The sequence below is a fragment of the Variovorax sp. PAMC28562 genome, from assembly GCF_014303735.1.
Classification (GTDB): Bacteria; Pseudomonadota; Gammaproteobacteria; order Burkholderiales; family Burkholderiaceae_C; genus Variovorax.
Window position 1 is genome coordinate 3,599,816 of record NZ_CP060296.1, and the last position, 25,243, is coordinate 3,625,058.

Annotated in this window: 25 protein-coding genes; 19 read left to right on the top strand and 6 right to left on the bottom strand. The window is 65.2% G+C overall.

What is annotated here, in order from left to right; genetic code table 11:
* Nucleotides 1-27 precede the first annotated feature (27 nt).
* Both yjjJ and H7F36_RS16910 read left to right on the top strand, forming a co-directional pair.
* Nucleotides 28-1,407: a type II toxin-antitoxin system HipA family toxin YjjJ gene (gene yjjJ / locus H7F36_RS16905; RefSeq protein ID WP_187051902.1), complete on the top strand. Its 1,380-nt coding sequence runs from the start codon at nucleotides 28-30 to the stop codon at nucleotides 1,405-1,407.
* 59 nt (nucleotides 1,408-1,466) lie between these two features.
* A complete protein-coding gene (locus H7F36_RS16910; RefSeq protein WP_187051903.1) occupies nucleotides 1,467-2,540 on the top strand; it encodes a patatin-like phospholipase family protein in 1,074 nt (357 codons plus the stop codon).
* A gap of 29 nt (nucleotides 2,541-2,569) precedes the next feature.
* Here the strand turns inward: H7F36_RS16910 and H7F36_RS16915 are convergent, their stop codons facing one another.
* Nucleotides 2,570-3,706, bottom strand: coding sequence for an iron-containing alcohol dehydrogenase (locus H7F36_RS16915; protein ID WP_187051904.1), 1,137 nt, complete (start codon nucleotides 3,704-3,706; stop codon nucleotides 2,570-2,572).
* A gap of 118 nt (nucleotides 3,707-3,824) precedes the next feature.
* Here H7F36_RS16915 and H7F36_RS16920 point away from each other — a divergent pair, with 118 nt between their 5' ends.
* The gene (locus H7F36_RS16920) at nucleotides 3,825-4,769 is read left to right on the top strand and encodes an alpha/beta hydrolase (RefSeq protein ID WP_261802345.1); all 945 of its coding nucleotides are present in this window, start codon (nucleotides 3,825-3,827) and stop codon (nucleotides 4,767-4,769) included.
* Nucleotides 4,766-5,674: a YbgC/FadM family acyl-CoA thioesterase gene (locus H7F36_RS16925; protein ID WP_410003040.1), complete on the top strand. Its 909-nt coding sequence runs from the start codon at nucleotides 4,766-4,768 to the stop codon at nucleotides 5,672-5,674. The genes H7F36_RS16920 and H7F36_RS16925 overlap by 4 nt, the downstream gene beginning before the upstream one ends.
* Nucleotides 5,675-5,751: 77 nt before the next feature.
* Here the strand turns inward: H7F36_RS16925 and H7F36_RS16930 are convergent, their stop codons facing one another.
* Nucleotides 5,752-7,047: a LysR family transcriptional regulator gene (locus H7F36_RS16930; protein ID WP_187051905.1), complete on the bottom strand. Its 1,296-nt coding sequence runs from the start codon at nucleotides 7,045-7,047 to the stop codon at nucleotides 5,752-5,754.
* Nucleotides 7,048-7,245: 198 nt separating this feature from the next.
* Here H7F36_RS16930 and H7F36_RS16935 point away from each other — a divergent pair, with 198 nt between their 5' ends.
* The 5 genes from H7F36_RS16935 to H7F36_RS16955 all read left to right on the top strand — a co-directional run bounded on the left by H7F36_RS16935 (nucleotide 7,246) and on the right by H7F36_RS16955 (nucleotide 12,111).
* Nucleotides 7,246-8,271, top strand: coding sequence for an amidohydrolase family protein (locus tag H7F36_RS16935; RefSeq protein WP_187051906.1), 1,026 nt, complete (start codon nucleotides 7,246-7,248; stop codon nucleotides 8,269-8,271).
* A 2-nt stretch (nucleotides 8,272-8,273) separates the two neighbouring features.
* Entirely contained in the window at nucleotides 8,274-8,975 is a 702-nt protein-coding gene (gene ligK / locus H7F36_RS16940) for a 4-carboxy-4-hydroxy-2-oxoadipate aldolase/oxaloacetate decarboxylase (RefSeq protein ID WP_315971423.1), read from the top strand.
* Between the two features lie 13 nt (nucleotides 8,976-8,988).
* Nucleotides 8,989-10,299 carry a gallate dioxygenase gene (locus tag H7F36_RS16945; RefSeq protein WP_187051907.1) on the top strand — a complete coding sequence of 437 codons (1,311 nt, stop codon included), beginning with the start codon at nucleotides 8,989-8,991 and terminating at the stop codon, nucleotides 10,297-10,299.
* Nucleotides 10,296-11,303: a Bug family tripartite tricarboxylate transporter substrate binding protein gene (locus H7F36_RS16950; protein WP_187051908.1), complete on the top strand. Its 1,008-nt coding sequence runs from the start codon at nucleotides 10,296-10,298 to the stop codon at nucleotides 11,301-11,303. Before H7F36_RS16945 ends, H7F36_RS16950 begins: the two co-directional genes overlap by 4 nt.
* A gap of 118 nt (nucleotides 11,304-11,421) precedes the next feature.
* Nucleotides 11,422-12,111 carry a substrate-binding domain-containing protein gene (locus H7F36_RS16955; RefSeq protein ID WP_187051909.1) on the top strand — a complete coding sequence of 230 codons (690 nt, stop codon included), beginning with the start codon at nucleotides 11,422-11,424 and terminating at the stop codon, nucleotides 12,109-12,111.
* Here H7F36_RS16955 and H7F36_RS16960 read toward each other — a convergent pair.
* The gene (locus H7F36_RS16960; protein WP_187051910.1) at nucleotides 12,090-12,863 is read right to left on the bottom strand and encodes an SGNH/GDSL hydrolase family protein; all 774 of its coding nucleotides are present in this window, start codon (nucleotides 12,861-12,863) and stop codon (nucleotides 12,090-12,092) included. The two genes, H7F36_RS16955 and H7F36_RS16960, sit on opposite strands and share 22 nt — an antisense overlap.
* Nucleotides 12,864-12,935: 72 nt before the next feature.
* Nucleotides 12,936-13,862 carry a YgfZ/GcvT domain-containing protein gene (locus H7F36_RS16965; protein ID WP_187051911.1) on the bottom strand — a complete coding sequence of 309 codons (927 nt, stop codon included), beginning with the start codon at nucleotides 13,860-13,862 and terminating at the stop codon, nucleotides 12,936-12,938.
* Between the two features lie 51 nt (nucleotides 13,863-13,913).
* On the opposite strand from H7F36_RS16965, the gene mltG reads away from it, so the two are divergent.
* The 7 genes from mltG to H7F36_RS17000 all read left to right on the top strand — a co-directional run bounded on the left by mltG (nucleotide 13,914) and on the right by H7F36_RS17000 (nucleotide 19,448).
* Complete coding sequence (mltG, locus tag H7F36_RS16970) at nucleotides 13,914-14,912, top strand: endolytic transglycosylase MltG (protein WP_187055035.1); 999 nt, start codon at nucleotides 13,914-13,916, stop codon at nucleotides 14,910-14,912.
* Nucleotides 14,909-15,586, top strand: a complete 678-nt coding sequence (gene tmk, locus H7F36_RS16975; protein ID WP_187051912.1) for a dTMP kinase — start codon at nucleotides 14,909-14,911, stop codon at nucleotides 15,584-15,586. Before mltG ends, tmk begins: the two co-directional genes overlap by 4 nt.
* Nucleotides 15,583-16,632, top strand: a complete 1,050-nt coding sequence (locus tag H7F36_RS16980; protein ID WP_187051913.1) for a DNA polymerase III subunit delta' — start codon at nucleotides 15,583-15,585, stop codon at nucleotides 16,630-16,632. Before tmk ends, H7F36_RS16980 begins: the two co-directional genes overlap by 4 nt.
* A complete protein-coding gene (locus H7F36_RS16985; protein WP_187051914.1) occupies nucleotides 16,629-17,027 on the top strand; it encodes a PilZ domain-containing protein in 399 nt (132 codons plus the stop codon). Before H7F36_RS16980 ends, H7F36_RS16985 begins: the two co-directional genes overlap by 4 nt.
* A 68-nt stretch (nucleotides 17,028-17,095) precedes the next feature.
* On the top strand, nucleotides 17,096-17,914 hold the full coding sequence (locus tag H7F36_RS16990) for a TatD family hydrolase (RefSeq protein ID WP_187051915.1): 819 nt from the start codon (nucleotides 17,096-17,098) through the stop codon (nucleotides 17,912-17,914).
* A complete protein-coding gene (locus tag H7F36_RS16995; RefSeq protein WP_187051916.1) occupies nucleotides 17,911-18,612 on the top strand; it encodes an ankyrin repeat domain-containing protein in 702 nt (233 codons plus the stop codon). The genes H7F36_RS16990 and H7F36_RS16995 overlap by 4 nt, the downstream gene beginning before the upstream one ends.
* Before the next feature lie 14 nt (nucleotides 18,613-18,626).
* A complete protein-coding gene (locus tag H7F36_RS17000) occupies nucleotides 18,627-19,448 on the top strand; it encodes a 2-keto-4-pentenoate hydratase (RefSeq protein ID WP_187051917.1) in 822 nt (273 codons plus the stop codon).
* Nucleotides 19,449-19,484: 36 nt separating this feature from the next.
* Here the strand turns inward: H7F36_RS17000 and H7F36_RS17005 are convergent, their stop codons facing one another.
* Both H7F36_RS17005 and H7F36_RS17010 read right to left on the bottom strand, forming a co-directional pair.
* A complete protein-coding gene (locus H7F36_RS17005) occupies nucleotides 19,485-20,414 on the bottom strand; it encodes a dihydrodipicolinate synthase family protein (protein ID WP_187051918.1) in 930 nt (309 codons plus the stop codon).
* Nucleotides 20,415-20,493: 79 nt separating this feature from the next.
* Entirely contained in the window at nucleotides 20,494-21,258 is a 765-nt protein-coding gene (locus tag H7F36_RS17010) for an SDR family NAD(P)-dependent oxidoreductase (protein ID WP_187051919.1), read from the bottom strand.
* A gap of 153 nt (nucleotides 21,259-21,411) precedes the next feature.
* On the opposite strand from H7F36_RS17010, the gene H7F36_RS17015 reads away from it, so the two are divergent.
* The 3 genes from H7F36_RS17015 to H7F36_RS17025 are packed head-to-tail and all read left to right on the top strand — an operon-like array spanning nucleotide 21,412 to nucleotide 25,243.
* Nucleotides 21,412-23,154, top strand: a complete 1,743-nt coding sequence (locus tag H7F36_RS17015) for an IlvD/Edd family dehydratase (RefSeq protein WP_187051920.1) — start codon at nucleotides 21,412-21,414, stop codon at nucleotides 23,152-23,154.
* 53 nt (nucleotides 23,155-23,207) lie between these two features.
* Nucleotides 23,208-24,314 carry an ABC transporter ATP-binding protein gene (locus H7F36_RS17020; RefSeq protein WP_187051921.1) on the top strand — a complete coding sequence of 369 codons (1,107 nt, stop codon included), beginning with the start codon at nucleotides 23,208-23,210 and terminating at the stop codon, nucleotides 24,312-24,314.
* Entirely contained in the window at nucleotides 24,311-25,243 is a 933-nt protein-coding gene (locus H7F36_RS17025; RefSeq protein ID WP_261802346.1) for a carbohydrate ABC transporter permease, read from the top strand. The genes H7F36_RS17020 and H7F36_RS17025 overlap by 4 nt, the downstream gene beginning before the upstream one ends.

The window sequence follows — 25,243 nt, forward strand, 5'->3', positions numbered from 1 at the left end:
TCAATTCATTAATCTTCTCTGATTGCAATGCCGAGTCCCTCGGTGGCGAGCCCGGAACAATTGCGTGCCGTTTTGGCGCGAGGGCCGGCCAGCGCCAATGATCTTTCGGCGGCCCTGCGGATCAGCGTGCCGACGGTGCACCGGCTGCTGAACCGGCTGGCCGACGCGGTCGTCAGTGCCGGCAAGGCCCGCCGCGCACGCTACGCCTTGGTTCGCCCGCTGCGCGGGAGCAGTGCGCCGTTACCGGTGTATGCCGTGGACGAGGCAGGGCAGGTGCATGCCGCAACCCGACTCGTGCCGCTGCGTCCCGAGGGCAGCTGGATGGATCTGGCCGGTACGCCGTGGCCGGTGCCGGACGAAGCGCGCGATGGTTGGTGGGCTGGCCTGCCATATCCGCTGCAACAAATGCGTCCGCAAGGCTACATGGGCCGACAGTTCGCGCAGATCGAACACAGGGCGCTGGCCGTCGCGCCCAACCCGCTGGAGTGGAGCGACGACGACGTGCTCTTTGTGATGAGCCAGCGCGGCACCGACCTGAGCGGCAACCTGATCGTCGGCGAAGCGGCCTGCGAACAATGGCTCGTTGCCAAGGCGGCCGCCATCGATCCATTGCCGGAATCCGGCATCGCCGGGCACTACCTTGATTTGGCCGGGCACGCACTGGCTGCGGGCGTCGCAGGCTCCAGCGCCGCTGGCGAGTTCCCCAAGTTCACCGCACGACGCACATTGGCCGGCAGCGCCACGCCGCACGTGCTGGTCAAGTTCTCGGGCGTCGAACACTCGGCGGCGGTGCGTCGCTGGTCCGACTTGCTGGTGTGCGAACACTTGGCGTCGCTGCACGCCGCCGCCATGCCGGGCGTGGTCTGCGCGGCGAGCCGCGTGCTCGTCCACGGTGGCCGCACGTTTCTGGAAGTGGAGCGCTTCGACAGGCAAGGCGCGTTCGGTCGCAGCCCGCTGTGCGCGCTCGATGTGCTCAACGCCGAGTTGATCGGCGAAAGCACCATGGAGTGGCCGCGACTCATGGCGCGACTCGCGGCGCTCGATCTGGTCACGCCGGAAGACGAAGCGCGCGTGCAGCATCTGTGGTGGTTCGGCCGGCTCATCGGCAACACCGACATGCACACCGGGAATTTGAGCTTTCGGCCGGAACAGGGCCGGTTCGCCTTGGCGCCGCTCTACGACATGTTGCCCATGCGCTATGCGCCGCTCGCGGGTGGCGAAGTGCCCGCGCGTGAGCTGTCGCCGGTGCTGCCGCTGCCACCTCAACGCGAGGTGTGGCTCGTCGCTTGCGCGGCCGCCATCGCGTTCTGGCGCGCAGCGGCTGCCGACCGCCGCATCGGCAACGCCTTCCGTGCCATATGCGCCGGCAATGTCGATGAACTGATGCGGTTGCGCGACCGCCTTTGATGGCGTTGCGTCAAGCGACGGGCAAAGGGCGCACGCGTCTTGCTTGATGATCCGATCACATGAAAGCACTGCGCATCTACGCCGGCCCCGTGGCCCGGGCCCATATCGAACGCCATGGCCTGAAGCCGAAAGACGTTCGAACGATTCCCGGTGCGGCTGGGGGCCCCAAGGGCTTGATCCTCGGGCCGATCGACCGCTTCCTGTTCGGCGATTGGCTGCCACGGTCAACGCAAACGGTGAACCTGGTCGGCGCGTCGATCGGCGCGTGGCGGCTTGCGACGGCCTGCCTCGACGATCCGGTCAAGGCTTTCGGGCGCTTCGAGCACGACTACGTGCAACAGCGCTTCGACGTGCCGCCAGGACAAAAGCGCCTGACGGCACGCCAGGTCAGCCAGCGCTTTTCCGAGAACCTGAAGACCTTTTTCGGCGGGCGCATCGGTGAGGTGCTGAAGCACCCGCGCTACAAGCTGCATGTCGTCACTTCGCGCGGCCGGCACATCCTCGGGCGCGAGGGCAGGGCACGCACGCCTATCGGCTACCTCGCCGCATTTGCCACCAACAGCATCCACCGCAAGAGCCTGGGCGCATGGCTGGAGCGCTGCGTGTTTTCAACGGCGGGGGCCGCGCTGCCCTTCGGCACCAACGACTTCAAGACGCGCCGGCTCGACCTGAGCGATGCCAACTTCAAGCTGGTGATCCAGGCGTCGTGCTCGATCCCGTTCTTGCTGGAGGCGGTGCACGACATTCCGGGTGCGCCACCGGGCGCGTACTGGGACGGCGGCATCACCGACTACCACCTGCACCTCGACTACCAGCCGACCGACGAAGGCCTGGTTTTGTATCCGCACTTTCAGCGCGCGGTGGTGCCGGGCTGGCTCGACAAGAGCCTGAAGTGGCGCCACAAGCCGACCGGCTTTCTGGACCGCATGGTCGTGCTGGCGCCCGATGCCGACTGGGTGAGGAGCCTGCCCAACGGCAAGCTGCCCGACCGCAACGACTTCGTGCGCTTCGCCGATGACCCTGCCGCGCGCATCGCCGCTTGGGGACGGGCGACGCGCGAGGCGCAGCGGCTGGCCGACGAGCTCGCCGAGCGATTGCAGCACGACGACATCGGGGAAGTGCTACCGCTTTAGGTCGCGCTCATGCCGCGCGCTGATCGCGCTCACATCGAGGCTTCGAGCATCTCGCGGTAGTCGTCGCGCGTGGCGCGGCGAGGGTTGGTCAGATGGCAGTGATCCGCCATTGCGCCGTCGATGATCTTCTCGAACTGTTCAGGGTTCACGCCGACCTCGGCCAGCCCCTTGGGCAAGCCGAGGCGCGCGCTCATGTCGCGAATCGCATCCCCCAGATCGCTGGCCGTTTCGAGATGCATGGCTTGCGCCATACGCTCCAGACGCCGGTCTTTCTGGACCGATTCGGCCGCCGCGTTGAAGTGGATGACCGCTGGCAGGAAGAGTGCGTTGAGCGTGCCGTGGTGCAGGCGGGGATCGACGCCGCCCAGGCTGTGGCTGAGCGAGTGCACGCAACCCAGACCCTTCTGAAACGCCATTGCGCCCTGCATCGACGCGCTCATCAAATTGAGCCGCGCTTCGCGGTCGCTGCCGTCTTTGGTGGCGCGCTCGATGTGCAGCCAGGCGCGCTCCAGGCCGTCGAGCCCGATGCCGTCGGCGGGCGGATTGAAGGCGGCCGACATGAAGGTTTCCATGCAGTGCGCAATGGCGTCCATGCCGGTCGCGGCAGTCAGGCGTGGCGGCAGGCCGAGCGTGAGCTCCGGGTCGCAAATGGCCGCCTTGGGCATCAGGAACCAGCTGTGGAAGCCGAGCTTTCGATGGTCGTCGACGATGACGATGGCGCCGCGCGCCACTTCGCTACCGGTGCCGCTGGTGGTCGGCACGGCGATCAGCGGCACCACCGCATCGGTGATCTTGGGCGAGCCGCCTTCGATGGTCGCGTAGGTCTTGAGCGGGCCTTCGTGCGTGGCCGCGATGGCAACACCTTTGGCGCAGTCGATGGCCGAGCCGCCGCCGACGGCGATGAGGCCATCGCAACGGTGTGTTCGGTACATCTCGACGGCTGCACGCACCGCAGCTTCGGTGGGGTTGGAGGGTGTCTGGTCGAACACCGCGACATCGAGATCGCCCAGCGCATCGAGCGCCTTTTGCAGCACGCCGGCTGCACGCACGCCCGCGTCGGTCACGATCAACGGGCGGTTGATGCCGATGCGTGCGCACTCGCTGCTCAACAGCTTGACGGCGCCGAATTCGAACTGGATCGTGGTGAGGTACTGGATGAGAGACATAGGACGGGTCTGCGTGCGGACGGTAGGATTCGAGCCGCCCAATCTAACAAGAGGAGACAGTCTTGCACACGCAAAAAACCCTTGCCGCTGTCGCGTATGGCACTTCAGGAACCCGCGCATGAGGCTCACGCCGAAGATGGCGGGCGTGGTCGAACGCATGGCGCGGGCCGGGCATCCCCCGCTCGATCAGGTGTCCGCGGAAGAAGCGAAGGCGGCCTATGAAAAAGGCTCTGGCGTGCTCGAAGTGCCCAAGCCTGAGCTGGCACGCATAGAGGATTTCGTGATTGCCGCACGCGATGGATTCGACTTGCCAGCGCGGCTGTATGCGCCAATTGCTGTGCTGTCGAAAAAGAGGCTGCCGGTGCTCCTCTACTTTCATGGCGGTGGCTTCACCGTCGGCAGCATTGCGACGCACGACACGCTCTGCCGCGTGTTGAGCAGCAAGAGCGGTTGTGCGGTGGTGTCGGTCGACTACCGGCTCGCACCCGAATACAAGTTCCCCGCCGCATCGGACGATGCCTGGGACGCCTTCGAGTTCATCGCAAAGCACGGTTCCAAGCTCGGCCTCGACGCAGCCCGCATGGCGGTCGGTGGCGACAGCGCTGGTGGCACGCTGGCCGCCGTCTGCGCCATCCTGGCACGCGACGCGGGCCTGCCGCTCGCGCTGCAACTGTTGATCTATCCGGGCATGACGGCGCACCAGGACACGCCGTCGCATCGCAAGTTCGCCGACGGGCCGCTGCTGACCGAATCGCTCATCAGTTACTTCTTCGGCCAGTACGTGCGCACGCCGGTCGATCGCGACGACTGGCGCTTCGCACCGCTCAATGCCGACGATGTCGATGGGGTGGCACCGGCGTGGATCGGCCTTGCCGAATGCGATCCACTGGTCGACGAAGGCGTGGCGTATGCCGACAAATTGCGCGCCGCCGGCGTTGCCGTCGACCTGGAAATCTATCGCGGCGTGATCCATGAGTTCATCAAGATGGGCCGCGCCATTCCCGAGGCGTTGCAAGCGCAGGACGATGCCGCAAAAGCACTCAGGCAAGCACTCGACCCATGACCAAAACGCCGACCGAAATCATGACCGAAATCAAGAACCCGATGAACGAAAAGCGCGCCGACTTCCGCTTCTTTCACCGCCTCCGCGTGCGCTGGGCCGAAGTCGACATGCAGAAGATCGTCTTCAACGCGCACTACCTGATGTACTTCGACACGGCCATCGCCGACTACTGGCGCGCGCTGGCGCTGCCTTACGAAGAGGCGATGCCGATGCTCGGCGGCGACCTCTATGTGCGCAAGGCAACGATCGAATTCGCCGCGTCGGCGCGCATGGACGACGTGCTCGATGTCGCCATGAAGTGCGCGCGCGTCGGCACCTCGTCGATCGTGTTTCATGGCGCGCTATTCCGCGGCGATGAATTGCTGGTGACCTGCGAGCTGGTGTACGTCTTTGCGGACCCGGCGACGCAAACATCGAAGCCGGTGCCTCCGGTATTGCGCCAGCTCTTTACCGACTACGAGGCCGGTGGCGCGGTGCATGCCATGCAGACCGGCGACTGGTCGACGCTGCGCGAAGCTGCCAGCGCGTTGCGTCGCGTCGTCTTTATCGAGGAACAGAAGATCACAGAGGAAGACGAGTGGGACGACCATGACGAAAGCTCGTTGCACGCGGTGTCGCGCAACCGGCTCGGCCAGGTGATCGCGACCGGACGATTGCTCCCGGCGGCAGAGGGCGTCGGACGCATCGGTCGCATGGCGGTGCATCGCACGCTGCGCGGCGGCGGGCACGGCGCCGCGGTCATGAAGACACTAGAAGACGCTGCCCGAGCGCGGGGTGATCGTGCGCTGACGCTGTACGCGCAACGCAGTGCGGAGGTCTTCTATCGGCAGCTCGGCTATGCGGTGTCGGGTGCGCCGTTCGACGAGGCGGGCATCGCGCACATCGAGATGCGTCGCGTGCTCTGACACTGCGGGGTAGCCTAAGCGGACCGCATCAGCGGCGGCCGATGTGATTGCGCCACCGGCTGCAACGGTAGCGCGCGTCAGCTTGAAAAATCCGGCGACCGCGCGATCAGCAAGGCGATTTCATCCATCAATGCCCGAGCGCCAGGAGACGGGAACGCACCGAGCCGTTGCGTGATGCCAATCTTGCGGCGTGTCGCTTCAAGCGGGAAATCCAGCACCACCAGACTGCCGTCACGGATTTCGTAGCGCAGCTGGTGCGGGGACAGGGCGGTCAGCATGTCGCTCTCCAGGAGCAGACCGCGCAGCACCGCGAGATCGCCAGTTTCCACGGCGGGGGCAGGCGGGACCTGCCTTGCGCCGGAGAAAAACCGCTCGAGCAGTTCGCGCGAGGGTGACCCTTGCCGTGAGAGCGCCCACCGCGCCTGACGCAGCGCATCGAAGTCGATGCGTGAACTGCCTGCGAGTGGGTGACCTGCACGCGCGATGACCGAAATGCGGTCTTCGAACAGCGCCTCTTGCTGAAGATCCCTGGCCTCGCCGCGCAGCGCGCCGAGGATGAAGTCGATGTCGCCGTTGCGCAGCGACGCCACGAGGGCGTCGTACGGGCTTTCAACTGTGGCCACGTGCAAGTGCGGGTGGCGTCGCAACAGCGATGCGATGGCGAGCGGCAGGATTTGCGTGCGGCCGAGAGGCAGGGCGCCGATGTGGACGCTGCCTCGCAGCGTGCCTTCGCTGGCTGCCAGGTCGGGCCCGACGTGGCGCAGTTCGGCAAGCGCCCGTTTGAAGTGGAAAGCCACGATGTCGCCCGCCGGAGTCGGTCGCATACCGCGCGCACCGCGTTCCAGCAACGGGGTGCTGAGACCGTCTTCAAGATCTTTCAGCGCGCTGCTGATCGCTGGCTGCGTGATACCGAACTCGCGCGCAACCAGTGCCATGTTTCGCTTTTCGACCAGGGTCGCGATGACCGCCAGTCGCCGGCCATTGAGGATCGTGGCGAAGCGCGAGCGAACGTCCACCGAGGCTGCGATGCAGCCCCGTGCGAGGAGCTGGCCTCCGGCCTCCGCGAACACTTGCTCGATGCGCCGTGCACGCGCCATCACGAGTTCCCCATAGGAGTTCAACGTCATCCCGCGGGCGCGGCGATCGAACAGCGGGCGACCGAGCGCGTGTTCCAGTTCGGTGATGGAGCGCGTCACCGCAGAAGCCACGCGGTAAAGACTTTCCGCTGCACCTGCAGCGCTGCCGGCCGTTGCGACGGCGAGGCAAACCCGAAGATGACGCAGGTTGATGTCCAGCGCATCGAAGTGCGTGTCGACCTCAGCGTCGGTGCGGGTGTCGTCGATAAGTTTGTAGCGTTGCCGCGTCGGCTTCATTTCGCAAATTGTCCCCCTGATGGCATTCGCATTGCGCGTCAGGGTAAACCCTTTTTGATAAATAAGTCTGGTGTCAGATCAAGTCGAATGCATCGCGCTCGCGGGGGCTCGCCGACATACTCGCCGTCGTGGCAAGCCATGCACTGCGTCGGCACCCCATCTCCCTCAACCCCACAGCATCTCGACGGATTAGCCCACATGATCATCGACTGTCACGGCCACTACACCACGGCTCCCAAAGCTCTGGAAGATTGGCGCAACCGGCAGATCGGCGCCCTCCGCGACGGCACGTCCATGCCGCGTGCTTCGGAGCTGCGCATCAGCGACGACGCACTGCGCGACTCCATCGAAAGCAACCAGTTGCGATTGATGCGCGAGCGCGGCCTCGACCTCACGCTCTTCTCGCCGCGTGCCAGTTTCATGGCGCATCACATCGGCGACTTCGAGGTGTCTTCGACGTGGGCCACGATTTGCAACGAACTCTGCTTTCGGGTGTCGCAGCTCTTTCCCGACGCGTTCGTCCCGGTGGCCATGCTGCCGCAGTCGCCAGGCGTCGACCCCTCGACCTGCATCCCCGAGCTGGACCGCTGCATGCGTGAATTCGGCAACGTCGGCATCAATCTGAATCCAGACCCTTCAGGCGGTCACTGGACTTCGCCGCCGTTGTCGGATCGGCACTGGTATCCGATCTACGAAAAGATGGTCGAGTACGACATCCCCGCGATGATTCACGTCAGCACCAGCTGCAATGCGTGCTTTCACACCACCGGCGCGCACTACCTGAATGCCGACACCACCGCCTTCATGCAGTGCCTCACCTCGGACCTGTTCAAGGATTTTCCGACGCTTCGCTTTCTCATCCCGCATGGCGGCGGCGCCGTGCCGTACCACTGGGGCCGCTTTCGCGGCCTGGCGCAGGAGATGAAGAAGCCGTTGCTGCAAGACCATCTGCTGAAGAACATCTTCTTCGACACTTGCGTCTACCACCAGCCGGGCATCGACCTGCTGACCAAGGTGATACCGGTCGACAACATCCTGTTCGCCAGCGAGATGATCGGCGCGGTGCGGGGCATCGACCCCGAGACGGGGCACTACTTCGACGACACCAAGCGCTACATCGAAGCCTCTTCGCTGGACACGACCGCCCGCAAGCAGATTTACGAAGGCAATGCGCGCCGCGTCTTCCCGCGGCTCGACCGCGCGCTCGCCGCGAAAGGACTTTGATCATGTCAATCACGCACACGCTCCAGCAACTCGGCGTCGTTCATCGCAACATCACGCGCGCCGACCCGGCTGCAGTCGAGAAGCTTTCGCGCTTCGGTGTGTCGACGGTGCACGAGGCGCTGGGCCGCCTCGGCCTGATGCAGCCCCGCATTCGCCCCATCTACCCGGACGCGCGCTTCTGCGGCCCGGCTGTCACCGTGCTGCTGCAACCCGGCGACAACTGGATGATGCATGTCGCGGCCGAGCAGATTCAGCCCGGCGACGTGGTTGTCGCGGCCTGCACCACGGACAGCACCGACGGCTTCTTCGGCGACTTGCTCGCCACCTCGTTCCAGGCGCGCGGCTGCAAGGGCCTGGTAATCGACGGCGGTGTGCGCGATGTGCGCGACCTCGCCGCGATGAACTTTCCGGTGTTCAGCCGTGCAATCCACGCCAAGGGCTGCATCAAGTCGACGCTCGGATCGGTCAACGTGCCCGTGGTCTGCGCGGGCGCCATGGTGCACCCGGGCGATGTCGTCATTGCCGATGACGATGGCGTGGTCGTGGTGCCGGCCTCGCTCGCGATGCAGGTGGCCGATGCGGCTGAAAAGCGCGAGGCCAACGAAACGGACAAACGCGCCCGCTTCGCCAGGGGCGAACTCGGCCTGGACATGTACGCCATGCGCGAGCCCCTGGCCAAGGCCGGCCTGCGCTACATCGACTGACAGGAGCGCTTGCATGGCTCGCATCATCGGCGCCGTCGCCAGTTCGCACACTCCCACCATCGGCTTCGCCTTCGACAAGAAGAAGCAGCAAGACCCGGTGTGGGCGCCCATCTTCGAAGCCTTTGCGCCCGTGCAGCGCTGGCTGGTGGACAGCGCGCCAGACGTCCTTTTCTTCATCTACAACGACCACGTCAGCTCGTTCTTCTTCGATCACTATTCGGCATTCGCGCTCGGCGTTGGGGAGCGGCATGCGGTCGCGGACGAAGGTGGCGGTGAACGCGACCTGCCGGCGCTTGCAGGCCATCCGGCGTTGGCGCAACACATCGGCCGTTCGCTGGTGGCCGACGAGTTCGACATGTCGTTCTTCCAGGACCGGGCTCTCGACCACGGCGTGTTCTCGCCGATGTCGTTGCTGTGCGCGCACGAGCCCGCGTGGCCGATCCCAGTGGTGCCCTTGCAGGTCGGCGTACTGCAGTCGCCGGTGCCCTCGGCGCGGCGTTGCTGGCGGCTCGGCCAGGCGTTGCGGCGCGCCATCGAGAGCTACCCGGAAGACCTGAAGGTCGTGATCGTCGCCACCGGCGGCCTGTCGCACCAGGTGCATGGCGAGCGGGCCGGCTTCAACAACACGGCATGGGACGCGCAGTTTCTCGACCTCATCGAGAACGACCCGGTGCGGCTCACCGAGATGACCCAGGCCGAGCTCGCCGCGCTGGGTGGCATGGAGGGAGCCGAAGTGATCATGTGGCTGGTCATGCGCGGTGCACTGTCGTCCAACGTGAAAAAGGTGCACCAAACCTACTACCTGCCTTCGATGACGGGCATCGCCACCGTGATCTACGAAAACCTGGCGAGCGCACCGATCGGCGGCGGGGTCAAACGCCACCGCCGTCACATCGACGAGCAGCTTGCCGGCATCGAGGCGCTGGACGGCACGCACCCCTTCACGCTGGAGACCAGCGTTCGCGCCTACCGGCTGAACAAGTTCCTTCACGGCATGACGCAGCCCGCGCATCGCTCGGCGTTTCTGGCCGACGAGGATGCCGCGTTCGAGGCGGCGCGCCTGACCGCGCAAGAACGGGATCTGGTGCGAGGCCGCGACTGGCGCGGCCTCATCCACTACGGCGTCATCTTTTTCATGCTGGAGAAATTGGGCGCGGTGATCGGCGTCTCCAACCTGCATATCTACGCCGGCATGCGCGGACAGTCGCTGGAAGATTTCCAGCAGACGCGCAACGCGCCCGGCGCGCTCTATTCGGTCGCCGGCAAAGACGCCGCACCACAAGCCTGGGATAGCAAGGTTCCTCAACCCACCGACAAGCCATGATCCAACTTTTTCGTCGTCATCTTCTTCGCCGCCCCTGGCTCGCCGTCGCCGGGTTGTTGGTGCTTGGCACTTCGCTCGGCATCGCGACCGCCGCGTTGGCTGCGGACGCCTATCCTTCCAAGCCCATCAAGATCCTCGTCGGCTACAGCGCCGGCGGCGCGGTCGATGCCATCGCGCGTTCGGTCGGCCTGCGGATGTCCGCTGTGCTGGGCCAGCCTGTCATCGTCGAGAACAAGCCGGGCGCCGGCACCAACATCGCGGTGAAGTCGCTGATCACCAGTACGCCCGACGGGTACACCTTGCTGCTGGCGGCCAACGCGCTGGCGGTGAATCCGTCGCTTTTCGAGCCGGCCCCGTACGACCTAGACCGTGAAGTGACGCCGATCTCACTGGTCGGCCGCGTGCCGGTCGTCTTTGCGACCAGCGAGGGTTCCGCCATCAAGACCTTGCCTGAGCTCATCGCAGCGGCCAAGGCCAAGCCCGGCAGCCTGACCGTCGCCACGCCGGGCAACGGCTCTACACCGCACCTGGCAATGGAACTTTTCCAGCACACCGCGGGGCTCTCCCTCCGCCATGTGCCGTACAAGGGTGGCGCGCAGGCCATCACCGACGTGATGGGCGGCCATGTCGACGTGGTCGCCATCAACGCGCTCGAAGCGTTGCCGCTGGCCCGGGCCGGCAAGCTCAAGGTGCTGGCGGTGATGAGCGCCGAGCGTTCGGCGGTGCTGCCTGGCGTGCCCACCGTGGCCGAGTCGGGCTATCCAGGCTTCGAGGCCAGTGTCTGGTATGGCTTCGTCGCGCCGGCAGGCCTGCCCAAGCCCATCATCGCAAAGCTGCATGACGCGGTGCAAAAGGCGATCGCATCGCCGGAAGTTCGCGATCAGCTGGCTGCTGCCGGAGGCATACCGTTACCAGGGCCCACGGAGCAGTTCGAGACCTTGCTCAAGGTCGATTCCGCGCGCTACGGCAAGCTGATCCGGGATGCGCACATCAAGCCCGATTGAGATGCCACCCATGCATCGACGCAAGGCCTGCATCTCTGCGCTCGCAGGCGCGCTGGCTTTGGCAACACGTGCCGCGGATGCCCAGGTCGCTGCGCGCCCATTACCCCTCAATGACGCCATGACGACCACCATTCGCGGCATCTCTTCCATGGCGTCCCGTACCTTGCTTGCCGACCTGGTCGAAGCCTTTTCGAAGCGTTCCGGCGTGCCGGTGTCTTTCGTGTCGGTGGGTGGCGTCGACGCCGCGCGGCGTATCGACGAAGGGGAGCGCTTCGACCTGGCGGTACTCGACTCGAAGGCGATCGACAAACTGATCGCCAACGGCAAGCTGGACGGCAGCGGCAAGGCCGACCTGTTCCGATCGGATGTCGGCGTCGCGGTGCGCGTCGGCGCCGGGCAGCCGAATATTGCGACGGCTGAAGCACTGCGAAGTGCGGTGCTGGGCGCGGACCGTATCGGTTATTCGACCGGCCCGAGCGGCGTCGAGCTCATGGCGCTGTTCGAGCACTGGGGCATCGCAGCGGAAGTGAAGGGGAGGCTGGTGCAGGCATCGCCCGGCGTGCCTGTCGGAACATTGCTCGTGAGCGGTGCGGCCACATTGGGGTTTCAGCAAATGAGCGAGATGATCGGTATCCAAGGAATCCAGCTGATCGGCCCGATGCCACCGGAGGCGCGCATCACGACCGTCTTTTCGGCGGCGCCGCTCGCAGGCGGGCAGCAGCCGGCTGCCGTTGGTGATCTCATCCGCTTCCTGGCGTCCGCCGATGCGACGGACGCCAAGCGACGTCACGGCATGGCCGCGGTCTGATCGGGGTACGCGCGGCTCAACACGACCGGGACGACGACGCTACCACCGCGGCACTCAGGCGCCACCCGGTCGAGCGTTTCGGCGAGCCGTTGGGTCAACCGCGCCGAGTACGCCTCCCCAGGATGCACCGGGTCCGCCATGTCGGCGGGGTCGAAGTCGACATGGCTCCAATCGGCGAACTCGACGGCGGTCTCTTTTGCAACGCGCCGCGCTGTGGTGTCGTACTCGTCGCGCAGGGTCATGCCGCCGACAACATTCGAAATGCCAGTGATCACCGCCGTGCGGCGTTGCGCCTTCACATGCAGGACCATGGCCCGCAGCGCTGCTTCATAAGGGTAGCCTTTGCCGGCATCGTTCATGCCGTATTGCAGGACGACGATGCGGCTCGCAAGATGGATGTTCGTGAACTTCATGGCCTCGGCATATGCGCTCGCGCCGGGCATCGTGCGGTCCGTGACTCCATATCTGGGGCGCAGTCGCCGGAGCATCATGCCGGGTGGATCGGGCCAGCGGTTCAGGCCGTTGTGGGCGCCCCAAAGGATGGAGTCGCCGTAGAGGGCGACCGAACAATCTGGCAGTTGGCCGGTCGCCCCGAGCTCCCACGCTGCGAGCCGGGGAGCATTGAAGAAGCAGCCTTGCAGGCCGAGGAGTAGAAGAAAGCTGCCCGTCAGCGCGGCCCGCTGAACATAAGCCCGACGCCCCAGCGCGTGAAGTTCAAGCGCCGGGCGCCGCGAGTTTTCCCATGTGTCCATGCGCCCATGCTCATGTCCAAATGAAGAGGAATATTGGCGACAGGCATCCGAAAGGTCGCCAGGCGCGACGCGTTAAATGTCTTCGAGCAGCGGGTACGGCAACGGCTCGACTGTGAGCGCCGGCCCGCTCGCAGTGCCGGCACGCAACCCACCGGCTTCCAGCGCGGCGACCTGCATCGAAATCAGTGCCGACCAGCCACCGCCGGGCGCTGGCGCGACTTGCGCGACGGTCCCGACGGATTGTTCTGCATCCGTCCCACCAAACACTTCGTCGCCGACCGCGACAGCGCCATCGGCCTGAACCAAGTAAGCGCGGCGCTTCAGCGTGCCGCGGAACTGGCTGCGCGCCACGATCTCTTGGCCGGGGTAGCAGCCCTTCTTGAAATTGACGCCGCCGACCGACTCGTAGTTGAGCATCTGCGGCACGAAAGCTTCGACCACCGGCTTGGTCAAGGTCACGATGCCGCTGCGGACTTCGCTCCATTGCCAGAGGCCCGTATCGAGCGAGTCGCCCGTGGGCGCGGCGTTGTCGACCGGTGCGATCCACAGCGCACGTGGCACGCCGTCGGAGGGGTAGAGCGACACCAGGCTGACCTCGGTCAACACGGCGCGTTGACCGGGCGCTGCGGACGGATCACCGCCGTTGCCGGCAATCGCAGTGCCAGCCAGACCGTAAACAACGAACTCGGCACTTGCATCCGTCAGCTTGGCTTTGGCGCGCATCACGAACATCGACAGGCGCTTGAGCGTTGCAGCCAGGATGTCCTTGCTGCACACCAGCAGGATGGTTTCGGGCTGCGGCTTGATACCGATGAAGCTGGCGATCATCCGACCCTTTGCGGTGCACAGCGCTGCGAGGCGCGCTTCGCCCGCGCCGAGGAGCGCGAAGTCTTGCGTCAGCTGGCCGTGCAAGAAGCTGGCGGCGTCGGGGCCTTCGGCGCGGATGACGCCGAGGGTGGAGAGCGCGGGGGTTACCCCATTGAGAACGACAGAGGTCATGGCTGAATTATCATGGCCGACCCTGTTCCGCTCGACCTGCAGGGCCAACCCATGCGACGCTTTTTTCTGACTATTTTTCTGCTGGGCGCCTCCGTTGCGCTGGGGGCCGGCGCGTGGGCTTTGTGGTGGGTCAACCAGCCACTCAAGTTACCGGCGCCTTCGGTCGATCTGTCGGTCGAACTGGGCACCACGCCGCGTGGCATCGCACAAGCCGTGGCAGACACCGGCGTCGAGGTTCAGCCGCAATTGCTTTACTGGTGGTTCCGTTTTTCGGGGCAAGACCGGCAGATTCGCGCGGGCAGCTACGAGTTGGAACGGGGGCTCACGCCACGCACCTTGCTCGCGGTGCTGGTGCGCGGAGAAGAGGCCACGCGAAGCGTCGTGCTGGTCGAAGGCTGGAACTTCCGGCAGGTGCGCTCGGCGCTGGCCAAGTCCGAACAGCTCAAGGCCGACACGATGGGCCTCACCGACGACGCGTTGATGGCCAAACTCGGCAAGCCCGGCGTGCACCCTGAAGGCCGCTTCTTTCCCGACACCTACACCTACTCCAAGGGATCGACCGACGTCGCCCTGCTGCAACGGGCAATGCGCGCCATGGACAAAAAGCTGGAAGCCGCCTGGGCCGCCCGCGCCACCGATGTGCCGCTGAAGTCGGCCGAGGAGGCACTGATCCTGGCAAGCATTGTCGAAAAAGAGACAGGCAAAGCCAACGATCGCGCCGAAATCGCGGCGGTATTCGCGAATCGGCTGCGCGTCGGCATGCCGTTGCAGACCGACCCGACCGTGATCTACGGGCTCGGCACGGGCTTCGCCGGCAACCTGCGTAAGCGCGATCTGCAGGCCGACACGCCCTGGAACACCTACCTTCGCACCGGCTTGCCGCCCACGCCGATCGCCATGCCGGGCAAGGCCGCCTTGCTTGCCGCGGTGCAACCGGCGCGCAGCCGGTCGCTCTATTTTGTTTCGCGCGGCGATGGCACGAGCCAGTTCAGCAGTTCGCTCGACGAGCACAACCGCGCGGTCAACAAGTACCAGAGAGGCGGTCAATGAGCGGTTTGTTTTTGACGCTGGAGGGCATCGACGGCGCCGGGAAATCCAGCCACATCGATGCGCTGGCAGTTCTGTTCAAGGCACAGGGCCGCACCGTGGCGCGCACGCGAGAGCCTGGCGGCACGCCGCTCGCGGAGACGCTGCGCGGCCTGATCCTCGAGCAGCCGATGGATGCGCTGACCGAGTCCCTGCTGGTCTTTGCGGCGCGACGCGATCATGTGCTGAAGGTGATCGAGCCTGCGCTGGCACGTGGCGATGTGGTGCTGTGCGATCGGTTCACCGATGCGACCTTCGCCTATCAGGGGGCGGGCCGCGGGTTCGATACGACGGTGCTGTCGACGCTGGAGCGTTGGGTGCAAGGCGGTCGCGGGGATCTGGGCGGGGCGAGCAGCGCAGGCAACGCACTCTTGCAGCCCGACATCACGCTCTGGTTCGACCTGGCGCCCGCCATCGCCGCAGAGCGCCTGGCCGGTGCCCGCGTGCCCGACAAGTTCGAGTCGCAGCCGGTCGAATTCTTCCGGCGCGTGGCAGCGGGCTATGCCGAGCGCGCAGCCGATGCCGAGCGCTTCGTGCGCATCGACGCCAGCCAGGCGCGCGACCAGGTCTGGCAGCAGATCGAGGCCGCGTTGTTCGATCGCGGACTCATCGCCAGAAGTACGGGCGCATCGATATGAGCATCCAAAAAACCGTCGCTACCGGTGTCGGAAACCCAGCACCCGTTCTGTCGCCCTGGTTGCGCGTGCCGCTCGCCGATCTGCTTCGACAACGCGGTCACGCCTGGCTGCTGCAAGGCGCATCGGGACTCGGCCAGTACGAACTCGCCTTGGCGCTCGCCTCGGCCTGGCTGTGCGAGGAGCCCAAGGATGACGGCACCGCCTGCGGCCACTGCACCAGCTGCCACGCCATCGAGGTTCGTACCCACGCCGACCTCTGCGTGCTGATGCCAGAGGTCGCGATGATGGAACTCGGCTGGCCGCTGGACGAAAAATCGCAGTCCGACATCGACGATAAAAAACGCAAGCCGAGCCGCGAGATCCGGGTCGAGGCGATGCGCGACGCGGTCGGCTTTGCCCAGCGCACCAGCGCACGCGGTCGCGGCAAGGTCGTGCTGGTGTATCCGGCCGAGCGCATGAACCACATCACGGCCAACGCGCTGCTGAAAACGCTGGAAGAGCCGGTCGGCGACATCCGCTTCGTGCTCGCCAGCGAGGCCGCGTGGCAGCTGCTGCCGACCATTCGCAGTCGCTGCCTCGGCTTCACGCTGCCGTGGCCGGAGGCGTCGGACGCCCACGCCTGGATGGTCGCGCACGGCGTGCCGGATGCCGATGTCGCTGGCCTGTTGCGTGCGGCCGGCGGCCGGCCTTCGAATGCGCTGCGGCTGGCGCAAAGCGGTCGCTCGCCGAAGGCCTGGTCGTTGTTTCCCAAAGCCATGCTGCGAGGGGATGTCAGTGCGCTTGCGGACCATGCACCCGCGCAGGCCATCGACGCGCTGCAAAAGGTGTGTCACGACCTGATGGCCACGGGCAGCGGTGCCGCGCCCCGTTTCTTCGAGACGGCCGACCTGCCGGCAGTGCCCTCGCACATCGCGTTGGCGCGCTGGTCGAAGTCGCTCGCGAATGCGGCAAAAACCGCGGATCATCCGTTCAACGCCGGCTTGATGCTCGAGGCCCTTGTGAGCGAAGCACGAAGCACCCTAAACTCCGCCGCACAACGCCCATGAATACACCCTTCATTCCACCAGCCGCCGGGTTCAGCGGCACGGCAGCGACAGGCCCGGCCCGGCCCAGCGTCATCCAACTGGCGATCAAGGAAAAGGGCGCTCTGTACGCGGCCTACATTCCGCTGTTCGCCGAAGGCGGCATCTTCATCCCGACCTCGCGCGAGTACCGGCTGGGCGACGATGTCTATGTGCTGCTCACGCTGCCGGACGATCCGCAGCGCTATCCCGTGGCCGGCAAGGTCGCCTGGATCACACCGGCACGCGCGGCCGGCAATCGATCACCGGGCGTCGGCATCCGCTTTCCGTCGGACGACAAGTCGCGCCAGCTCAAGGCGCGTATCGAAGAAGCGCTCGGCGGCACGATGGCCTCCGACCGCGCTACGCAAACGATCTAAGGCACCGGCCCGCACCATCAGCGTCGCGGTGATCGGCGTGGTCTTCTGCGGTTGGCGACAATCGGGGCATGTTCACCGACTCGCACTGCCACCTTACGTACCCCGAACTGACCGAGCAGATGCCGCAAATCCGCGCGGCCATGGCCGAAGCGCAGGTCGATCGGGCGCTCTGCATCTGCACCACCCTTGAAGAGTTCGCCGAAGTCCAGGCACTGGCTGCGCGCTACGACAACTTCTGGGCCAGCGTCGGCGTGCATCCGGACAATGAAGACATCGCCGAGCCGAGCGTTGCCGATCTGGTCGAGCGCGCCGCCTTGCCAAAGGTCATCGCCATCGGCGAAACCGGGCTCGACTATTACCAGATGGAAGAGCGCAAGGGCGGCCGCAGCGTCGCCGACATGGAATGGCAGCGCGATCGCTTTCGCGTGCACATCCACGCCGCGCAGCAAACGCGCAAGCCGCTGGTGATCCACACCCGCGAAGCCTCGGCCGACACGCTGGCGATCCTGAAAGAGGAGGGCGAAGACGCCACCGGAAATGCCGCCGGCGGCGTCTTCCATTGTTTTACCGAGACGGCCGAGGTGGCGCGCGCCGCCCTCGACCTCGGTTTCTACATTTCGTTCTCCGGCATCCTGACCTTCAAGAAGGCGCAAGACCTTCGCGACGTGGCCGCCTTCGTTCCGCTCGATCGCATGCTGATCGAAACCGACAGCCCCTACCTCGCCCCGGTGCCGTACCGCGGCAAGACCAACAACCCGTCGTATGTGCCATTCGTGGCCCGGCAGATCGCAGAGTTACGGCAGTTGCCGATCGAAGCCATCGCCAAGGCCACGAGCGACAATTTCGAAACCCTTTTCAGCGGTGCCAGACCCGTTGTTTTTAAATGAAGTATCACTTTCAAAAAGCGCTGTATCTTGTTGTTTTCGCTTGTTCTTTTTCAGCGCATGCTGGCTCGTTCGATGACTTTTTCAGGGCCGTGCGTGGCGACAACGCAAGCGGCGTCTCCGACCTGATCAAACGCGGTTTCGACCCCAACACCAAGGATGAAAAAGGCCAGACCGGCCTGTTGATCGCCATGCGCGAGCCATCGCCGCGCGTCATCGAGGTGCTGATCGCTTCGCCCAAAACCAACGTCGAGGCTCGCAACGCGCAGGACGAAAGTCCGCTGATGATGGCGGCGCTCAAAGGCCAGCAGGACATCGTCGCCAAGCTGATGGCCCGCGATGCCGACGTCAATAAACCGGGCTGGACGCCCTTGCACTATGCGGCCTCTGGCGGGAACGTCGAGATCATGAGGAAGCTGCTCGAGGCCTTCGCCTTCATCGACGCGCAGTCGCCCAACGGCACCACGCCGCTGATGATGGCCGCGATGTACGGCTCGTCGGACAGCGTGAAACTGCTGCTCGACGAAGGTGCCGACACGGCGATGAAGAACCAGCAGGGCATGACGGCCCTGGACTTCGCGCAGCGCGGCAGGCGGCCAGACGCGGTCGGGCTGATCACCGCGGCGATGCAGGCCAAGCCGGTTGCGAGGCCGCCGGCAACCCCTGTCGACAAGCCAGCGGCCACCGAGGGGAAGTGGTGAAGCAAGGATCAGCAATGGAGACAGAACAAATGGACTTCCCCGCAGCGCAAGACGTCGCCGAATGGCTCACGAAGCAGCACGCCGACAGCCGCCGCTTCGAGCCCTTCGCCGCCGCCCGCGGCATCCGGACGATGCCCGATGCGTACCGCGTGCAGGACCGTTTCAACGCCCTCCGTTCAGCGAGCCGCGCCGTTTCACGCGCTGGCTACAAGATCGGGCTGACATCGACCGCAATGCAGGCGATGTGCGGCATCGACACGCCCGTAGCGGGCGTCGTGTTCGCCGACCGCGTTCATGCTTCGGGCGCCGTGCTCAAGCCGTCGGCTTACGGCCGCTTCGGCATCGAGTTCGAGATCGCGGTGCGCCTCGGTCGCGATCTGGCGCCGTCCGATCTTTCTGGTCAACCCGTCACGCTCGCGGAAGTCGTTGCGGCCATCGACGGTGTCGCGCCGGCCATCGAAATCGTGGACGACCGGGCTTGCGACTACAAGACGCTCGACATGCTCTCGCTGGTTGCCGACAACGCCTGGAACGCCGGCATCGTCGTAGGCACCTTCCAGTCGAGCTGGCCTGATCTGGCGTCGGTCGAAGGCAGCGTCACCACTGAAGACGGCAGCGTCCTCGACACCGGACGCGGCGCCGACGTGCTCGGCAATCCGCTGCTGTCGGTGGTGTGGCTGGCCGAGCATCTCGCTGCGAGCGGAGGCAGTCTGCGGAGCGGCGACATCGTGATGACGGGCAGCATGGTCACCACCAAGTTCCCGAACACGTCGGGGCGTTTCCGCTTCGAGGTTTCAGGGCTGGGCTGGGTCGAGGTGCAGGTCGACGCCGGCTGACTTCGAGTGGGTCGGGACCATTCCCAAGACGCGGGCCTAACGCCCCCAGCGCAGCACCAATGGATCCAGTCTGCGAGCAGTCTCAAGCAGCCCCGCGCGCACTGCAGGATGCATCGTGGGGAAAGGATGACGCGGTGCCTCGCAGGCGATGACGCCGCCTTCCTGCATCAGCACCTTGGCCGTGAGGATGCCGCCTTGGCGGTTCTCGTAGTTGATGAGCGGCAGCCATTGCTGATAAGCAGATGCAGCATCGTCGCGCTGTCCGGCACGCCAGGCATCCATGATCTTGCGGATGCCGTCCGGATAGCCACCGCCGGTCATCGAGCCGGTGGCGCCGGCGTCGAGGTCAGGAAGCAGCGTGATCGCTTCTTCGCCGTCCCACGGGCCTTCGATCGCATCGCCGCCGAGCTTGATCAGCTCTCGCAGTTTGGAGGCCGCGCCAGCCGTCTCGATCTTGAAGTAGCGCACATGCTCGATCTCCCGGGCCATGCGCGCCAGGAAGGACGCCGACAGTACGGTGCCGCTGACCGGCGCGTCCTGAATCATGATCGGGATGTCGATGGCATCGGACAGCGCAGCATAGAACTCGAAGATCTGTGCCTCTGGCACCCGCAGCGTGGCGCCGTGGTACGGCGGCATCACCATCACCATGGCGGCGCCTGCATCCTGCGCGCGGCGGCAGCGCTCGGCACAGATGCGCGTGCCGTAGTGCGTGGTGGTGACGATCACCGGCACGCGGCCCGCCACATGCGCGAGGATGCAGCGCGTGAGCACCTCGCGCTCCTCGTCGGAGAGCACGAACTGCTCCGAAAAATTCGCCAGGATGCACAGGCCATCGGAGCCAGCGTCGATCATGAAATCGACGCAGCGCTTCTGGCTTTCCAGGTCCAGCTCGCCCTGCTCGGTGAAGGTGGTCGGGACCACGGGAAACACGCCTTCATAGCGCCTGGATTTTGTCGATGTCATAGGTTCTTTCAGAACGAGAGCGGACCAGAACGAAAACGGGGTTCGGGCAGTGCTTGTCAGCCGTGTACCAGCCGGCAGGTCAAACCCAGCCTCCATCCACCACGAAGTCTTGTGCGGTACACATCGCACTGTCGTCCGCCGCCAAAAAAAGCGCCATGCGAGCGATGTGTTCGGCCAACAGCGGACGGTTGATGCACTGACCTCGCGCGATGTCTTCACGCGCTGCATCGTCGACCCAGAGGCGAACCTGTTTTTCGGTCATCACCCAACCCGGGACCAGCGTGTTGACGCGGATGTTGAACGGGCCTAGGTCGCGCGCCAGGCTGCGTGTGAGTCCCTGCACGGCGGCCTTGGACGTGGTGTAGACCGGCATGCCGCCCTGTTTGAGCATCCAGCTGATCGAGCCGAAGTTGACGATCGACCCACCGCCTGCCTGCCGCATGTCGCCGGCGACGTTCTGTGCCGCGAAGAACTGGTGCTTCAGGTTGACCGCGACGCCCGCATCCCAGCTCGCGGGCGTGGTGTCCTCGATGCTATGGCGCCGGTCGTTGGCTGCGTTGTTGAGCAGCACGGTGATCGGCCCGAAGCGGCCGCGCACGGCGTCGATCGCTGCATCGAGCGCGGCGATGTCGGTGACGTCGGCAGGGCAGAAGACCGGTGCGTGCGCAGCGCCGGCAAGCGCCGATGCGAGTGCCTTGCCAGCGGCCTCGTCGATGTCGACGAAGCCCACCTTGGCGCCCTGCATCACGAACTCCTCGACCAAAGTGGCACCGATGCCGGTGGCGCCGCCGGTGATGAAAACGGTGCGATCGGCAAGGCTGGGATAGCGGGCGTGGTCGGTCATTGCGAGGCCTGCGCTGTAGCGCGATGGAGTAGGGCGGCCGATTATGTAGTCTTACTTAATCTCGTCAAAGGGGTAGACATAGGGGTTTGTACTGAAACAATCGATCAATTAGTCTGACTATATTTCTTGGTTCGCCTATCCACGAAGGTTCCCATGTCGAAGTCACCCGTCAAGCTCAGGTCCGCCGAATGGTTCGGAACCACCGACAAGAACGGGTTCATGTACCGCAGCTGGATGAAGAACCAGGGCATCCCGGACCACGAGTTCCACGGCAAGCCGATCATCGGGATCTGCAACACATGGTCGGAGCTGACGCCGTGCAACGCGCACTTCCGCAAGATCGCCGACCACGTGAAGCAGGGCGTGTTCGAAGCCGGCGGATTCCCGGTGGAGTTCCCGGTTTTCTCGAACGGCGAATCGAACCTGCGGCCGACGGCCATGTTCACCCGCAACCTGGCGAGCATCGATGTGGAGGAGGCCATTCGCGGCAACCCGATCGACGGCGTGGTGCTGCTGGTGGGCTGCGACAAGACGACGCCCGCATTGCTGATGGGCGCTGCCAGTTGCGATATTCCCGCAATCGCCGTGACCGGCGGGCCGATGCTCAACGGCAAGCACGAAGGCCGCGACATCGGCTCCGGCACCGCCGTGTGGCAGCTGTCCGAACAGGTGAAGGCCGGCACCATCACGCTGCACCAGTTCATGTCGGCAGAGGCGGGCATGTCGCGCTCGGCAGGCACCTGCAACACCATGGGCACCGCATCGACGATGGCCTGCATGGCCGAGGCGTTGGGCGTGACCCTGCCGCACAACGCCGCGATTCCAGCGGTCGATTCGCGCCGCTATGTACTGGCCCACATGTCGGGCATGCGCATGGTCGAGATGGTGCGCGAAGACTTGCGCTTGTCGAAGCTGCTGACGCGCCAGGCTTTCGAGAATGCGATCCGCACCAATGCAGCAATCGGTGGCTCGACCAACGCCGTGATCCATTTGAAAGCCATCGCCGGACGCATCGGCGTCGAGCTCGCACTCGACGACTGGACCACCGTGGGGCGCGGCACGCCCACGCTGGTCGACTTGATGCCGTCGGGCCGTTTTCTGATGGAAGACTTTTATTACGCGGGCGGTCTGCCGGCCGTGCTCCGCCGCATGGGCGATGCCGGGCTGCTTCCGCATCCGGGCGCACTGACCGCGAACGGCTCGAGCCTGTGGGACAACGTCAAGGACGCGCCGATCTACAACGACGAAGTGATCCGCCCGCTCGATCGCCCGCTGGCCGCGGACGGCGCGATGTGCGTGCTGCGCGGCAACCTGGCGCCCCGTGGCGCGGTGCTGAAGCCCTCGGCGGCCACGCCGGCATTGCTGAAACACCGCGGCCAGGCCGTAGTCTTCGAGAACCTCGAAGACTACAAGTCGCGAATCGCAGACCCTGAACTCGCCATTACCGCCGACTCAGTGATGGTGCTGAAAAATTGCGGTCCCAAAGGCTATCCCGGCATGGCCGAGGTCGGCAATATGGGCTTGCCGGCAAAGCTATTGGCGCAAGGCGTGACCGACATGGTCCGCATCTCGGATGCGCGCATGAGCGGCACGGCGTACGGAACGGTGGTGTTGCACGTCTCTCCGGAAGCCCGTGCCGGTGGCCCGCTTGCCGTGGTGCGCGAGGGCGACTGGATCGAGCTCGACGCGATGCAGGGGCGCCTGCACCTGGACATCTCCGAGGCCGAGCTCGCATCGCGACTGACCGCTTGGCAGGCGGAGCAACGACCCGATCCGGCCGATGCGAGTGGCTACCGCAAGCTCTATGTCGAGCATGTGCTGCAGGCCGACGAAGGCTGCGACTTCGACTTTCTGGTCGGCCAGCGCGGATCGGTCGTGCCGCGGCATTCGCACTGAGCCACAGCGCGACAGCGCAACAGACAGCCATAACAATTTCAGGAGACAGCACCATGGACGGCATCCAGATCGTCGGACTCGACAAACGCTACGGCAGCGTCGAAGTCATCAAGGACTTCAACCTCGAGATCGAGCATGGCGAATTTCTCGTCTTCCTCGGGCCCTCGGGTTGTGGCAAGTCGACGCTGCTGCGGATGATCGCCGGCCTCGACTCGGTGTCGGCCGGCCAGATCCGAATTGCCGGGCGTGACGTGACGCAACTGGCACCGGGCGCACGCGATGTCGCGATGGTTTTTCAGCACTACGCGCTCTATCCGCACATGACCGTGTACGACAACATGGCCTTCGGCCTGCGCAACGTGAACGTGCCGGCCAGCGAGATCGACCGGCGCGTTCAGGAGGCCGCCCGCATGCTCGAACTCACGCCGCTGCTGCAACGCAAACCCGTGCAGATGTCGGGCGGTCAACGGCAGCGTGTCGCGATCGGTCGTGCCGTCGTCAAGGAACCCTATGCGTTCCTGTTCGACGAACCGCTTTCCAACTTGGATGCCGCCCTGCGTTCGCGCACGCGCGTCGAGCTCGCGCGGCTGCATCAGCGGCTCAAGTCGACCATGATCTTCGTGACGCACGACCAGGTGGAAGCGATGACGCTCGCCACCCGCATCGTCGTGATGAATGCCGGCAAGGTGGAGCAGGTCGGCCGGCCGATGGACATCTACCGCCAGCCAGCGTCGCGCTTCGTCGCGAGCTTCATCGGCTCGCCGACCATGAACTTCGTCGATGTCGAACTGGCTGAAGACCGCGCAGGCGTGGCGGCGGTGCGCTTGCCGGATGGCTCCGTCGTGCAGACCACCGTCTCGACAACCGGATTGACGCGCAACGGCCGCTACACGCTGGGCGCGCGACCAGAAGCGCTGGTCATCGACGTTTCCGGCTCGGCCGGACTGATCGGCGGACGTGTCGAACTGGTCGAGCGACTGGGCGATCAGACGCATGTGCATGTGGCGCTAGCATCGGGCGCATCGGTGGTGGCGCATGCGCACCGCGACAGCGAGATCGAAGCCGGCGCACCGGTCGGGCTGCGGCTCGATGCCGAAGCCGTGCACCTTTTCGACGAAGCGGGGGCGGCGTACCACGCACAAGCGCGGAGCACTTCATGAGTGCGGTGATGTCGACAGACCTTGCCACGCGCACCAAGGCCGTGGCCCGCAAGAGCGGCGCCCGCAACGGTCCGCGCTGGTCGAACGCCGTCTTCATCCTGCCGTTCCTGGTCGTCTATGTGGCGTTGCTGGTGGTACCGCTGTTTCGCGGCATGTGGATCAGCCTGCAAGACCTGGACATGCTGTCGCAGACGTCGGAGTTCGTCGGCCTGAAGAATTTTCAGGACTTGTGGTCCGATGAGATCTTCACCGGCTCCGTGCGCAACACCTTCTACTTCGTGCTGATGTCGACGCCGGTGTTCGTCGTGCTGGGCCTTGCGCTGGCGTTGGCGCTGAACCGGCCGGGCCGCACTGGTGCCGTATTGCGCGCGATTTTCTTCGGCTCGTCGGTGCTGTCGGTGACCATCGTCACGCTGGTGTGGAAGCTGGTGCTCATGCCACACCACGGCCTTCTGGCTAACCTGACCAACGCGACCGGGTTGCCCGAGCTGTCGCCGCTCACGACCGAGGCCTGGGCGCTGCCGACGGTCGCTGCCGTCACCGTGTGGTGGATCATCGGCCTGCCGATGATGCTGTTCCTCGCGGCACTGCAGCAGGTGCCGGCCGAGGTCTATGAGGCTGCCGCGCTCGACAATTCGAGTCGCTGGCGCACGCTGATCCACATCACGCTGCCGGCCATCCGCCGCACGGTGGCGCTGGTGGCGGTGATCGAAGTGATCCTGCAGTTCCAGTTGTTCGGCCAGGCGCAACTCATGACGCAGGGCGGGCCGAACAACAGCTCGCGGCCGATCGTGCAGTTCATCTATGAATCAGGCTTCGCGCACTGGACATTGGGCAACGCCGCCGCAGCTTCGCAAGTGCTGTTCGCAATCATGCTGCTTGCGATGGCGGTGCAAGTCTGGGTGTCGAGCCGCAAGGAGACGTTCTGA